The 13,865-nt window shown below is 67.3% G+C and carries 12 protein-coding genes and 1 tRNA gene; 11 read left to right on the top strand and 2 right to left on the bottom strand.

Features of this window, described 5'->3' with window-relative positions; translation table 11 throughout:
* The first annotated feature begins 9 nt into the window (after positions 1-9).
* From C7C57_RS13960 to C7C57_RS13915, 10 genes are all read left to right on the top strand, one after another.
* Positions 10-1,470 (top strand): NAD-dependent succinate-semialdehyde dehydrogenase, encoded by a 1,461-nt coding sequence (locus tag C7C57_RS13960; RefSeq protein WP_187976880.1) that lies wholly within the window; start codon positions 10-12, stop codon positions 1,468-1,470.
* Positions 1,471-1,489: 19 nt separating this feature from the next.
* Complete coding sequence (locus C7C57_RS13955) at positions 1,490-2,920, top strand: gamma-aminobutyraldehyde dehydrogenase (RefSeq protein WP_121689411.1); 1,431 nt, start codon at positions 1,490-1,492, stop codon at positions 2,918-2,920.
* Positions 2,921-2,946: 26 nt separating this feature from the next.
* Positions 2,947-4,308: an NAD(P)/FAD-dependent oxidoreductase gene (locus C7C57_RS13950; RefSeq protein WP_187976879.1), complete on the top strand. Its 1,362-nt coding sequence runs from the start codon at positions 2,947-2,949 to the stop codon at positions 4,306-4,308.
* A gap of 112 nt (positions 4,309-4,420) precedes the next feature.
* Positions 4,421-5,305 carry a universal stress protein gene (locus C7C57_RS13945; RefSeq protein ID WP_187976878.1) on the top strand — a complete coding sequence of 295 codons (885 nt, stop codon included), beginning with the start codon at positions 4,421-4,423 and terminating at the stop codon, positions 5,303-5,305.
* A complete protein-coding gene (locus C7C57_RS13940; protein WP_187976877.1) occupies positions 5,302-6,879 on the top strand; it encodes an APC family permease in 1,578 nt (525 codons plus the stop codon). The genes C7C57_RS13945 and C7C57_RS13940 overlap by 4 nt, the downstream gene beginning before the upstream one ends.
* A 121-nt stretch (positions 6,880-7,000) precedes the next feature.
* Complete coding sequence (locus C7C57_RS13935) at positions 7,001-7,621, top strand: hypothetical protein (RefSeq protein ID WP_051701998.1); 621 nt, start codon at positions 7,001-7,003, stop codon at positions 7,619-7,621.
* 130 nt (positions 7,622-7,751) lie between these two features.
* Positions 7,752-9,950, top strand: coding sequence for a cytochrome c oxidase assembly protein (locus C7C57_RS13930; RefSeq protein ID WP_255505700.1), 2,199 nt, complete (start codon positions 7,752-7,754; stop codon positions 9,948-9,950).
* Positions 9,950-10,651 carry a copper resistance CopC family protein gene (locus C7C57_RS13925; protein WP_187976876.1) on the top strand — a complete coding sequence of 234 codons (702 nt, stop codon included), beginning with the start codon at positions 9,950-9,952 and terminating at the stop codon, positions 10,649-10,651. The genes C7C57_RS13930 and C7C57_RS13925 overlap by 1 nt, the downstream gene beginning before the upstream one ends.
* Complete coding sequence (locus tag C7C57_RS13920; RefSeq protein WP_187976875.1) at positions 10,648-11,211, top strand: copper chaperone PCu(A)C; 564 nt, start codon at positions 10,648-10,650, stop codon at positions 11,209-11,211. The genes C7C57_RS13925 and C7C57_RS13920 overlap by 4 nt, the downstream gene beginning before the upstream one ends.
* 55 nt (positions 11,212-11,266) lie before the next feature.
* Positions 11,267-12,544, top strand: coding sequence for a Dyp-type peroxidase (locus C7C57_RS13915; RefSeq protein ID WP_370581414.1), 1,278 nt, complete (start codon positions 11,267-11,269; stop codon positions 12,542-12,544).
* Positions 12,545-12,605: 61 nt separating this feature from the next.
* Here the strand turns inward: C7C57_RS13915 and C7C57_RS13910 are convergent, their stop codons facing one another.
* Positions 12,606-13,094: a YajQ family cyclic di-GMP-binding protein gene (locus tag C7C57_RS13910; RefSeq protein ID WP_030149239.1), complete on the bottom strand. Its 489-nt coding sequence runs from the start codon at positions 13,092-13,094 to the stop codon at positions 12,606-12,608.
* 150 nt (positions 13,095-13,244) lie between these two features.
* Here C7C57_RS13910 and C7C57_RS13905 point away from each other — a divergent pair.
* A tRNA-Tyr gene (locus C7C57_RS13905) sits at positions 13,245-13,329 on the top strand.
* 111 nt (positions 13,330-13,440) lie between these two features.
* On the opposite strand, the gene trxA is transcribed toward C7C57_RS13905, so the two are convergent.
* Positions 13,441-13,845, bottom strand: a complete 405-nt coding sequence (trxA, locus tag C7C57_RS13900; RefSeq protein WP_187976873.1) for a thioredoxin — start codon at positions 13,843-13,845, stop codon at positions 13,441-13,443.
* Positions 13,846-13,865: the final 20 nt, after the last annotated feature.

Below are 13,865 nucleotides of genomic sequence, written 5' to 3'. Positions count from 1 at the left end.
ATCAGACCGATGACTACCGAAGCAGAACTGCTGGCGAAGATCCCCACCGGACTCTTCATCGGAGGCGAATGGCGCGATGCGTCGGACGGCTCTACCCTCGACGTACTCGACCCGGCAACCGGCAAGGCCCTGGTCTCCATCGCCGACGCGACCGTCGAGGACGGTGCCGCGGCCCTGGATGCCGCCGTCGCCGCCCAGGCCGACTGGGCCGCGACCCCGGCCCGCGCCCGTGGCGAGATCCTGCGCCGCGCGTTTGACCTGCTGCAGGAGCGCCGCGAGGAATTCGCGCTGCTGATGACCCTGGAGATGGGTAAGCCGCTGGCCGAGGCCAACGGTGAGGTCACCTACGGGGGCGAGTTCCTGCGCTGGTTCAGCGAGGAGGCTGCCCGCCTGACCGGTCGCTATGGCACCAACCCCGAGGGCACCGGCACCATGATCGTGTCCCAGCAGCCGGTGGGCCCGACCTTCCTGATCACCCCGTGGAACTTCCCGCTGGCCATGGCCACCCGCAAGATCGCCCCGGCGCTTGCCGCGGGTTGCACCGTGGTCCTCAAGCCCGCCGCGCTGACCCCGCTGACCAGCCTCGCCTTCGCGCAGCTGCTGGTGGATGCGGGCCTGCCCGCCGGCGTGGTCAACGTGGTCACCACCTCGCGCTCGCAGGAGCTCTCGGCCCCGATCATCTCCGACTCGCGTCTGCGTAAGCTCTCCTTCACTGGGTCGACCGGGGTGGGTCAGGCGCTGCTGCGTCAGAGCGCCGACAACGTGCTGCGCACCTCGATGGAACTCGGCGGCAACGCCCCGTTCGTGATCTTCGAGGACGCCGACCTGGATGCGGCGATCGAGGGGGCCCTGGCCGCCAAGTTCCGCAACATCGGCCAGGCCTGCACCGCCGCCAACCGCTTCATCGTGCACTCCTCGATCGCCGAGGAGTTCACCGCGCGGGTCACCGAGCGGGTCCAGGCGATGAAGATCGGCCGCGGCACCGAGGAGGGCGTGCAGATCGGCCCGCTGATCGATGACCGTGCGGTCGCCAAGTGTGTGGCCCTGGTCAACGACGCGGTTTCCCGCGGCGCGACCCTGCACACCGGTGGCACCGCGATCGAGGGCGAGGGATCCTACTTCGCTCCCGCCGTGCTGAGTGGTGTGGCCCCGGGATCCGACATCCTGCGCGAGGAGATCTTCGGACCGGTCCTCGCGGTGTCCACCTTTGATACCGAGGCCGAGGCCATCGCCGCCGCCAATGACACCGAGTACGGCCTGGTGAGCTACGTCTTTACCACCGACCAGGGTCGCGCACAACGCTTGATTGGTGCGCTGGAGACGGGCATGATGGGCCTCAACGTCGGAGTGCTCTCCAACGCCGCCGCACCGTTTGGTGGGGTTAAGCAGTCGGGGATCGGTCGCGAGGGCGGTTCCGAGGGTATTCACGAGTATCTGTCCACCAAGTACACGATGGCCCCGCTGGGCTAGAGCGAAACGGGAGAAGAGCATGACCGAGAAGCTGCAGAACTTTATCAACGGCGCGTTTGTGGACGTGGCCGGAACCACCATCCTCGACGTGATCGATCCGGCCACCGAAAACGTGGTTTCCCACGCCCCGGTGTCGGTGGAGTCCGATGTGGATGCGGCCTTCGCCGCCGCCAAGACCGCGTTTGCCACCTGGCGTCGCAGCACCCCGAGTCAGCGTCAGGCGGCGCTGCTCAAGCTCGCCGACGCGATCGAGGAAAACCAGGATGCCCTGGTTGCCGCTCAGGTGCGCAACACCGGTCAGCCGATCGAGACCGTGCGCGCCGAGGAGATCCTCACCGGTGCCGAGCAGCTGCGCTTCTTCGCCGGTGCCGCCCGGAACCTCGAGGGTAAGGCCGCGGCCGAGTACGTCGAGGGATTCACCTCGTTTGTGCGGCGTGAGCCCATCGGCGTGGTCGCCCAGGTGACCCCGTGGAACTACCCGTTCCTGATGGCGATCTGGAAGATCGGTCCGGCTCTGGCCGCCGGTAACACGATCGTGCTGAAGCCCTCGGACACGACCCCCGAGTCGACCCTGGAGCTCGCCCGGATCACCGCCGGGATCCTCCCGGACGGCGTCTTCAACGTGGTCCTCGGGGATGCCAGCACCGGCACCCTGCTCACCGAGCACAAGACCCCGGGTCTGGTTGCGATCACCGGTTCGGTGCGGGCGGGCCAGGCGGTGGCCACCTCGGCCGCCAAGAACCTGCACCGTGTGCACCTCGAACTCGGTGGCAAGGCCCCGACCGTGGTGTTTGAGGACGCCGACATCCAGGCGGCCGCCCAGGGCATCGCCGAGGCCGGGTACTTCAACGCCGGTCAGGACTGCACCGCCGCGACCCGCGTGATCGTGCACCGCTCCAAGCACGACGAGTTCGTGAAGGCGCTGGTGGCCGCGGCCGAGGCCACGGTGACCGCGGGCCCGGACAACGCCGACGCGTTCTACGGTCCGATGAACAACAAGAACCACTTCGCCCAGGTGCTCGACATCCTCGGCAGCCTGCCCGCTCACGCGGTCGTGGCGGCCGGCGGAAAGCGGGTGGGGGAGACCGGCTACTTCGTCGCCCCGACCGTGATCACCGGCGTCAAGCAGGACGATGACGTGGTGCAGAAGGAGAGCTTCGGCCCGATCCTCACCGTGCAGGCCTTCGACACCGAGGAGGAGGCTATCGAACTCGCAAACGACGTCGAATACGCCCTCGCCTCGAGCGTCTGGACCGCCAACCACTCGCGCGCGATGCGTCTGGCCCGCGACCTCGACTTCGGCTGCGTGTGGATCAACACCCACATCGTGCTGACCGCCGAGATGCCGCACGGGGGGTTCAAGAAGTCGGGTTATGGCAAGGATCTTTCGGGTTACGGCTTCGAGGACTACACCCGGATCAAGCACGTCATGACCAGCCTCGAAGGCTAGTTGACGGTTTTAGGAAAGGAAGCAACATGACCGAAATCACACGTGACGTCGTCATCATCGGTGCGGGGGCATCGGGGCTTACCGCCGCGACCGACCTCAAGGCTCGCGGCCTCAGCGTCGCGGTGCTGGAAGCACGCGACCGGGTGGGCGGACGTCTCTGGACCGACACCATCGAGGGTGCGATGCTGGAGATCGGTGGACAGTGGGTGTCCCCGGACCAGACCGCGCTGATCGAGACCCTGGAAAACCTCAAGCTCGACACCTTCTCGCGCTACCGCGAGGGCGAGTCGATCTACATCGGCCGCGACGGCAAGCACACCCGCTACAGCGGTGACCGCTTCCCGGTGGACGCCGAGACCGCCGCCGAAATGGACCGCCTGATCGTGATCCTGGACGAGCTCGCCGAGAGCGTCGGGGCCACCGAGCCCTGGGCACACCCGCGGGCGCAGGAGCTCGACTCGATCACCTGGCAGGCCTGGCTCGAGGAAAACACCGACAACATCGAGGCCCGCGACAACATCGGCCTGTTTGTGGCCGAGGCGATGCTGACCAAGCCCCGCCACGCCTTCTCGGCGCTGCAGGCGATCCTGATGGCCGCCTCGGCGGGCAGCTTCTCCAACCTGGTGGATGAGGACTTCATCCTCGACAAGCGTGTGATCGGTGGCCTCCAGCAGGTGCCGCTGCGCCTGGCCGAAAACCTCGGGGACGACGTCTTCCTGAACCAGCCGGTGCGCCGCCTGGAGTACACCGAGGACTCGGTGACCGCGATCGCCGACGGCATCACCGTCAAGGCGCAGTACGCGATCATGGCCGTGCCGCCGAACCTGTACTCGCGGGTCGACTACCAGCCGCCGCTGCCGCGCCTCAAGCACCAGATGCACCAGCACATGTCGCTGGGTCTGGTGATCAAGGTGCACGCGGTGTACGAGACCCCGTTCTGGCGCGAGGACGGCCTCTCCGGTACCGTCTTCAGCCCGTACCAGCTCGTGCACGAGGCGTATGACAACACCAACCACGAGGACCCCCGCGGCACCCTGGTGGGATTCGTCTCCGACCAGCACGCCGACAAGGTGTTCATGCAGGATGCCGAGGCCCGCAAGGCCGCGATCCTCGACTCGCTGGCCGCCTACTACGGAGAGAAGGCCCAGAACCCGGTTGTGTACTACGAGTCGGACTGGGGCAGCGAGGAGTGGACCCGCGGGGCCTACGCCACCTCGTTCGACATGGGTGGTCTGGCGCGCTATGGCGCGATGCAGTCGACCCCGGTGGGACCGATCTACTGGTCCTCCTCCGATCTGGCGGCCGAGGGCTTCCAGCACGTGGACGGCGCCATTCGCGTCGGTCACGACACCGCCCAGGCGATCATCGCCCGGCACGACTCCAAGTAGCAGTCCCTCAACGATCCACCACGGATCACAACACAGGATGTGATATTCGGGCGGGGTGCAACCGCACCCCGCCCTCGGCCTCCCCTTTTCAGTGAAGAAAGCGAGCGCTCTCATGCGATACGTTGTCGGCTACACAAATACCCCACAGGGGGCCGATGCCCTGGCCCTCGCGGCCCGGCTGGCGCGTTCGCGCGGTGCCGGGTTGGACCTGGTCCTGGTCCTCGACCGGGAGGAGCGCAACCAGCTGGTTCCGACCTCACCGGGATTCAACCTGTATAAGCATCAGCTCGCCGAGAGCTGGCTGACCCAGGCGATTGCGACCCTGCCGGCGGACATCGAGGCCCGCCACCACGTGGTCTACGCCGAGTCATTCTCCGAGGGCCTGATCCTCGCCGCCGAGGAGCTCAACGTGCGCGCGATCATCGTGGGTGCCGGGGGCGGCATCTTCGGCCGGTTTAGCGTCGGATCGGTGGCCAACGCGCTGCTGCACTCCTCCCCGGTTCCGGTGGCGCTTGCCCCGGCCGGCTTCGCCGAGACCGCCGACCCGAACGCGACCCTGACCCGGGTCACCGCGGCGATCGGTCTGCGCGCCGGTGCGCAGAACGTGCTGAACGCCGCCGTCAACCTGGCGGCCACCGCCAAGATTCCGCTGCGTTTGCTCTCGGTGGTGGCACTGGATGCGCCCGAGGGGGCAGAGGACCCCGAGGCCCAGGCGCGGGCTCACGCCCACGCCGAGGCCGTGCAGGCCGGGGCGCGCGAGGCGCTGCCCGAGGGCATCGAGGTGACCACCGAGATCGTGACCGGCAAGCGCATCGAGGATGCGGTGCTGTCGGTGGAGTGGGATCCCAACGAGATCGTGCTGGTGGGCTCCAGCCGACTGGCCCGTCCCGCCCACCTGTTTATCGGATCCACCGCATCGAAGATGCTGCGCGAGCTGCCCGTGCCGATGAGCGTCGTGCCGCGTGACTCGGTCCTCTCGCAGGGAGCCGGATCATGAGCGCCGACACCCAGGCCACCCCGGGCCTGTCCAAGAAGGGACTGGGGGCCGGATCGGTCGGCCTGATCGGTGCGATCGTCATCGGTATCTCCTGCATCGCCCCGGCCTACACGTTCACCGGAGCGATCGGCCCAACCGTGGGCGCGGTCGGCACCCACGTGCCGGCGATCTTCCTGGTCGGGTTCATCCCGATGCTGCTGGTGGCCTTCGGCTACCGCGAACTCAACTCCCGGATGCCCGACAGTGGCACCTCCTTCACCTGGGGTGTGCGCGCGTTTGGGCCCTGGCTGGGCTGGATGTCGGGCTGGGGACTGATCGCCGCCACGGTGATCGTGCTCTCCAATCTCGCCGGCATCGCCGTGGACTTCTTCTACCTGGCGCTCTCGCAGATCTTCCAAAACCCGGATCTGGCGGCGCTGACCAAGAACCCGATCATCAACGTGGTCACCTGTCTGGTGTTTGTGGCCCTGGCCACGATGGTGTCCTATCGGGATATGAAGACCACCCAGAAGTTCCAGTACGTGCTGGTGGGCTTCCAGATTCTGGTGCTCGCGGTATTCATCGTGGTCGCCCTGGTGCGGGCCTATGACGGCGAGGCGGTGGACTTCACCCCGATCCAGCTCGAGTGGTTCAACCCGTTCGGCGTGGGCAGCATGTCCGCCTTTGCCGCCGGACTCTCGCTCTCGCTGTTTATCTTCTGGGGCTGGGATGTGATCCTCACCATGAACGAGGAGACCAAGGGTGCCCGCTCGACCCCCGGCAAGGCCGCAACCTTCGCCGTGATCCTCGTGGTGGTGCTCTACCTGCTGCTGGCCGTGGCGATGATCTCCTTCGCCGGCGTCGGCACCACCGGCACCGGGCTGCAGAACCCCGAGATTCAGGAGAACGCGTTCTTCTTCCTCGCCGGGCCGATCCTCGGCCCGCTGGCGATCATCGTCTCGATCGCCGTGCTGTCCTCCTCGGCCGCTTCGCTCCAGTCCACCTTCGTGGGTCCGGCGCGCACGCTGCTGGCGATGGGCCACTACGGCGCACTGCCCGCCCGCTTCGGCAAGGTCAACCCCAAGTACTTCACCCCGGGGTTTGCGACCATCGTCTCGGCCGTGTGCGCCTCGGTGTTCTACGCGGTCATGCGGATCGTGTCCGAGGCCGTGCTGCAGGACACCATCACCGCGCTGGGCATCATGATCTGCTTCTACTACGGCCTGACCGCGTTCGCGTGCGTCTGGTACTTCCGGAAGCAGTGGTTCTCCAGCGTCCGGAACTTCTTTATGCAGTTCCTGTTCCCGGGTGTGGGTGGACTGATTCTCGCGGTGCTGTTTGTGATGACGATGGTGGACAGCTTCGACCCCGACTACGGTTCGGGCTCCAGCGTCTTCGGCATGGGCCTGGTGTTTGTGCTGGGCATCACGGTCATCCTGATCGGTGTGGTCATCATGATCATCCAGCGCTTCCGCCACCCCGACTTCTTCCTGGGCAAGACCCTGACCGCCGGTATCGCCGGTGACGCCCAGGAGAAGGAGGCCGCCGAGGCCGATGCGGCCATCGAGGAGGCCGCCCGGAACGCGGGACGCTAGCCCCTAAGCGCAGCACCACCGGGTCCCGTCGAACACTCGACGGGACCCGGTTTGTTGTTTCCAGACACCGGTTAGGGGGATCGAGTCTGCCCAGAGCGAACAAGCCCGTAGAATGGCGGGTATGGACGGCGCACGCGGGAAGCGGCTGATCCGCGGCCTGTTAGCGGCCGGGATCGCCACCTTTGTGGCCCTCCTTTCCCACGTGGGTGCCGGAGCGTCGATGCCCGGTGCCGTGGGTGTCGTGGTTCCGCTGGTGCTCTCGATGGTGGTCTCGGTCTTCTTGGCCGGCAAGAAGCTCTCGGCGGCGCGGCTCTCGCTCGCGGTGCTGATCAGCCAGGCGTTCTTCCACATCCTGTTTGTGCTGGGTGCCGGCGGTCGGGTGCAGAATGCGCCGATGAGTGGGCTGGGTCACCAGCACGCCCCCGCCGATGTGGACATCGTCGCCACCGTCTCGGCCGCCGAGCACGCCGCCCACCTGGGCCCGTTCATGTGGGGCGCGCACGCGCTCGCCGCGGCCCTCACCGTTTTTGCGCTGTACCAGGGGGAGGCGCTGATGCGCTCCCTGCTGGTGCTCGCCGCCCTGGCCCTGATCGCCTGGCTGTATAAGCTGGCCCCGATTGCCTCCCCGCGCACGGTCCCGCTGCCGCCGCGAGCCGAACAGCCGCGTGCGCTGGTGCCGCTCGGGGTGTTCGCCTCCACGCTGCGCCATCGCGGGCCGCCGGCACCGGGCTTTAGCCTCTAGGTTCCCCCGTTTCCCGCGCCCACAGGGCCGCGGTTTTCCGCGTGTGCAGAGTCGTGCACCGCGCCGTTTCGGCACGCCCCGCGCTGCCCCTCGAGACTTCCCCCGCATCACCGTGAAAGGAGCCACCCACGTGGCCGTCACCTCCGCCTCGGATGCCCCACTGGCACCCGTCCCCGAGCGCACGCTTTCCCCGCGCTCCCCGAGCCAACGGCTCGCCTCCATCCTGACCCCCGCCCTGATGATCGCCCTCGCCCTGGTGACGCTGGTTATCGGCCTGAACCTGACCGGAGCCCTCTCGCGCGATACCGCGCTGGTGAACCCCGGCAACCTCGTGCTGTGGGGCCTGCCGGTCGCCCGCGTCCTGCACGACCTCTTTGCCAGCGTCACGATCGGCATGCTGCTGCTGGCCACCTTCATCCTGCCCGGCCAGAAGAGCGTGCCCGGACGCACCAGCCGCATCCAGGAACGCGCCGTGTACTGGGCCGGCTGGGCCGCCTGGACCTGGTTCTTTGCCGCCCTGGCGGTGCTGCTGTTTACCGCCGCCAACACGTTCGGCGAGCCGATCACCGCGCCCTCCTATCTGTCCAACCTGATCCAGTACGTCACCGGGATCGACCTGGGGATCGCCCTGGCGCTCTCGCTGGCCCTGGTTCTGGTGTGCGCGATCATCACCACGTTTGCCCGTCGCCTCTCCTGGGTCGCCGCGGCCAACGCGATCGGCGTGTTGGCCCTGCTGCCGCTCGCGCTCTCCGGTCACGCCGCCGGGACCGATGAGCACTCCAACGCCGTCAACAGCCTCGCCGTACACATCGTCGGTGTGACCGTCTGGGTGGGCGGGCTGATCGCGGTGCTGGTGTTCCGCAACGCCACGCGTAAGCGGTTCCCCGTCGTGGTGGAGCGCTACTCGATCGTGGCCGGCTGGGCCTTTGCCGCGGTGGCCTTCTCCGGGGTGGTCAACGCCTCGCTGCGCCTGACCACGCCGAGCGATCTGTGGACCACCGCCTATGGTCAGCTGCTGCTGGTCAAGATCATCATCCTGGTGCTGCTGGGCCTGGCCGGGGCGCGCTATCGCACATCGCTGATTCCCAAGCTGCGCCAGGATCCCGCCAGCAAGAAGCTCTTTGTCCGCATGATCATCGCCGAGGTGGCGTTCATGGCCATCGCGATGGGGGCCTCGGTGGCCCTCTCGCGCAGCGCTCCGCCGGTGCCGCAGGTTCCGCTGCCCACCTCGGGTGAGGTGGACGATGCTGTGCGCAGCGCGCTGCTCGGGTTCGAGGTGCCGCCGCCGGTGACCCCGTGGCGGATGATCACCGAGTTCCACGCCGACTGGTTCTGGATCGGCGCGGCCGTGGTGGGGGCGGGCCTCTACATTCGCACGGTGCTGCGACTGCGCAAGCGCGGCGATAAGTGGCCGCTGTTCCGCACCATCTGCTGGGTGCTGGGCTGCGTGGGACTGATCTACGTGACCAGCGGTGGCCCCGGGGTGTACGGGGAAACCTCGTTTAGCACGCACATGATTCAGCACATGGGACTGATGATGTTTGTGCCCCCGCTGCTCGTGCTGGGTGGTCCGGTGCTGCTCGCCCTGCGCACGCTGCCGGTGCGTACCGACGGAAGCCGCGGCCTGCGCGAGTGGATCCTGGTGCTGGTGCACTCCCGCTACCTGAAGCTGCTCTCGCACCCGGCCGTGGCCGGCGCGATCTTCGCCGGCAGCTTGGTGGTGTTCTACTACTCGGGATGGTTCGAGTGGTCGATGTTCACCCACCAGGGCCACTTCCTGATGACCGTCCACTTCCTCGCCAGCGGCTACCTGTTCTTCTGGGTGCTGATCGGGGTGGACCCGGGACCCGGGCGTCCGATCTACCCGCTGCGCCTGATCCTGCTGCTGGCCACCCTGGCCTTCCACGCGTTCTTCGGCCTCTCGCTGATGTCGGCCACCGACATCCTGGCCGAACCCTGGTGGACGGCGATGCGCTTCACCGACCACGACGCGCTGCTGGCCGATCAGGGTGTGGGCGGCGGCATCGCCTGGGGCGCGGGCGAATTCCCCACCGTCCTGGTGGCCATCGTCGTGGTGGTCCAGTGGATGCGTAGCGAGGAGCGCGCGGCCAAGCGTTACGACCGCCGGGCCGACCGCGACGGTGACGCCGAACTGAACGCCTACAACGCGCGTCTGGCCCAGATCAAGGTCCGGGATGACGCCGCCGAGGCTTCCGCCGACGGCCCCGTAACCGTCATCACCTCGGACGAAACCCCCGCGGGTCTCGAATCCACCGAGTCCGATTCCCCCACAACTTCCGATTCCCACCCAACCAAGGAGAACTCCTGATGTTGAACACCCACTCCGCCGCCGGTCCGCCCCGCCGGGCCCGCCTGGCCCTGCTGCTGGGCACCCTGGTTGCCGTCCTATCCGCGGGGATCCTTATTCCCGCCCACCAGGCCTCGGCCCATGACCAGATTCTCGCCTCGGATCCGGCCCCCAACGCGACCCTGACGGCGGCCCCCGAGAAGATCACGCTGACCTTCTCTGCCACCATTCTTGAGGTGGGAACCAAGGTCCTGGTGACCGATGCCTCGGGCACCGACTGGGCCGAGGGCGAACCCACCAGCGCCGGTGCGGTCGCCACGGTTCCGGTGCGCCCGGGCATGCCCAACGGCGCGCTGACCATCGCCTGGCGCGTGGTGTCCTCGGATGGACACCCGATCAGCGGCACCATCCCCTTCACCCTGGATGCTCCGGCAACCGGCGGCACCGAGGGCTCCGCGGCCCCCAGCGCCCCGGCCGTCGTGACCCCGCAGGAGTCGGCGGCCTCGCAGCCCTCCGCCACCGCCTCACCGGAGAGTACCGTTTCGGCCGAGGACGGCGGCTCGTTTGGCCCCGATTCGCCGCTGCGCTACGTTGTGATTGGGATCGGCGGTGCCCTCGTGGCCACGATTATCTTCCTGGTGGTCCGCCTGATTATCACCCGGAAACGTCCCGACAACACCCCTTCCGACGACCCCATCAGTACCAAGGAGAACAACTCATGACCGTACGTGCGACCACCCGTGTAGGCCTGATTGCCGCCGCCGCCCTGCTCGCCCTGTCGGGGTGCGCCAGCACCGGCGCCGGCACGGCCCCCTCGCCCTCGGCCAGCCCGTCGGAGGACGCCGCCACGGAGATGAAGGCCCCCGAGGGCGTGACCTTCACCGACGCGTGGATCAAGGCCGCCCCCGAGGGTATGTCCGCGGTGTTTGGCGAGTTCAAAAACACCAGTGGCACCGACGTGAACCTGACCGCCGCGGGCATCGCCCAGGCCACCCAGGTTGAGCTGCACGAGACCGTGGATAACGGAAGCGGCCAGATGATCATGCGCCCCAAGGAGGGCGGTTTTGTGATCCCCGCGGGGGGAACGTTTGAGCTCAAGCCCGGCGGCAACCACATCATGATCATGGGGCTCACCAAGCCGCTGGTCGCCGGGGACACCGTGAGCGTCATCCTGGCCTTCGCCAACGGAACCGTGCTCACCCAGGACGTTCCGGTGAAGGACTATGCCGGCGCCAACGAGAACTACGAGACCGACGCGCCCACGCCCGGCACCGGACACTAGCGTGTCACGGGGGAAGGGCGACAGAAGCGCTGCCCCTCGGGAGCCAGGCTCCGCGGTGGATCGGCCCGGGACCGCGGAGTCTGCGGATTCTCCTCGGTCCGGATCCGCCGCGGATCCGCGGGCGCGCATCAGCCGTCGGGGCCTGCTCTTTGGTGGTGCCGTCGCCGGGGTGGGCGCGGCCGCGGCGATCGGGGTGGACGTGCTGACGCGCACCCCGGTCACACCCGCGGCCGGGCCCTCCGCGGCACCGGATGCCGATCCCGCCGCCGAGACCGTGCCCTTCTTCGGGGCGCATCAGGCGGGCATCGACACCGTGCCGCAGGCTCACACCACGTTTGTGGCGTTGGATCTGCGGCCCGAGGTTGATCGGGCGGGGATGATCCGGCTGATGCGGATCCTCACCGACGATGCCGCCCGGTTGACCGCCGGGAGGGCTGCGCTCGCCGACTCCGAGCCCGAGCTCGCGGTGCTGCCGTCGCGGCTCACGGTGACCTTTGGGTTCGGCCCTCGGGTCGCCGCCCTGGCCCCGGAGAAGCCGAGCCCCGCCTGGCTGGGTCCGCTGCCCGCGTTTAGCGTGGACAGGCTGGATCCCGCCTATGGGGACGGGGATCTGCTGCTCCAGGTGGGCGCGGATGATCCACTCACGCTGGCCCACGCGCTGCGCATGCTCCTCAAGGACGCCCGGAGTTTCACCACGCTGCGCTGGCAGCAGCCGGGTTTTCGGCGGGCCCGTGGGTCGGAAAAGGTGGGGACCACGATGCGGAACCTGTTTGGTCAGATCGACGGCACCGTAAACCCGGCACCGGGCACCCGCGACTTCGAGGACCTGGTGTGGATCGCCGACCGATCCTCCTGGGCTCGCGGTGGCACCGGGTTTGTGCTGCGCCGGATCGAGATGGACCTGGATAAGTGGGATCGCCTGGACCGTGAGGGCCGGGAGCAGTCGGTGGGTCGGAAGCTGGATAACGGCGCTCCGCTCACCGGGTCCCGCGAGCACGACGAGCCGGACTTCGAGGCGAAGACCGTGGTGGGATTCCCGGTGATCGCCGAGTTCTCGCACATTCGTCGGGCCCGGCTGGCGGATACGTCACGGCGTATTTTCCGGCGCGGGTACAACTTTGATGCGCCGCCCACCGCCGATGGGATCTCGCACTCGGGGCTGCTGTTCGCCAGCTATCAGGCGGATGTGGAGCATCAGTTTGTGCCGATCCAGCGCTCGCTGGCCGAGTTGGATCTGCTCAACGAGTGGCAGATTCCGGTGGGCTCGGCGGTGTTTGTGATCCCGCCGGGCTGCGCGCCCGACGGCTATATCGGCGAGACGCTGCTGGGCTAGGCATCAAAAACGGCCGTGGGCCGCACCCAATCGGATGCGACCCACGGCCGTTGTGCCGCGTCTAGCGGAAGTTTACAAACTGGAGGTCGATGTCGAGGTCGCTGCCCTTGAGCAGCGCCATGACCGCCTGCAGGTCGTCGCGGCTCTTGGACTGCACCCGCAGCTCGTCGCCCTGAACCTGGCTCTTGACACCCTTGGGACCCTCGTCGCGGATGATCTTGTTGATCTTCTTGGCGTTGTCCTGGGCGATGCCGTCCTTGAGCGAGGACTCGATGCGGTATTCCTTACCGGAGGGGTAGGGGTCGCCGGCATCCAGGCTCTTCAGCGAGATGCCGCGCTTGATGAGCTTGGTCTGGAACACGTCGAGGATAGCGAGCGCGCGGTCCTCGGTGTTTGCCTTGATGAGTACCTTCTCGCCGCTCCAGTCGATCGACGCCCCGGTTCCCTTGAAGTCGTAGCGCTGCTCGATCTCCTTCTGGGCCTGGTTGAGGGCGTTGTTCGCCTCCTGCTTGTCTACCTTGCTGACGATGTCGAACGATGAATCTGCCATGGATCCAGTGTAGGCGATCGCCGCCCCCGCGACACGCCCGAAAACCCGGAAACGCGCCGTGCGCGCCCTCGATTTTATATTCGTGTGACTCCGTGGGTAGAATAATGACGCGCCTTCGGTTGGCTGACAAAGTTGGTTGAGCGCGCATTTGGTGGGTTACCCAAGCGGCCAAAGGGATCTGACTGTAACTCAGCTGTCGTAGACTTCGGGGGTTCGAATCCCTCACCCACCACCATGAAAAATCGCCACCGGATTCCGGTGGCGATTTTTGTTTCCGGGGGTGGGGTTCGAGGTAAAGACCAATGCCACCGGTTTCCCGGTGGCATTCGTCTTGAGGTGGCCGAGGCTAGGCGTTGTCGCCCTGCTCCTCGAGCTCCTGCTGGGCCTTATAGAGGGCGACCTGCTCGGCGTATTCCTTGCGCACGACGTCCATGTCGACGCCGCGCAGCTGCTCGATCAGGCTCTCCAGCGCCGGGGCGGGCAGGGCGCCGGCCTGGGAGAACATGGGGATGCCGTCGCGGTAGGCGACGAGGGTTGGGATCGAGGTGATGCCATAGGAGCCGGCGAGCTCACGCTGGTCCTCGGTGTCCACCTTGGCGAAGGTGATGTCGGAGTGCTGCTCGGAGGCCGCCTCAAAGACCGGGGCGAAGTTCTTGCAGGGGCCGCACCAGTCGGCCCAGAAATCGATCAGGACGATTCCGTCGGTGACGGTCTCATCGTGGGTATCGGCGGTCATCACGGTGGTAGTCATGTACCCATCCAACCACGAAC

The sequence above is a fragment of the Mycetocola sp. JXN-3 genome, assembly GCF_014522285.1.
In the GTDB taxonomy this organism is placed as follows: Bacteria; Actinomycetota; Actinomycetes; order Actinomycetales; family Microbacteriaceae; genus Mycetocola; species Mycetocola saprophilus.
Note: the sequence above shows the minus strand (reverse complement) of the source record. Positions and strands in the feature narration are given on the sequence as shown.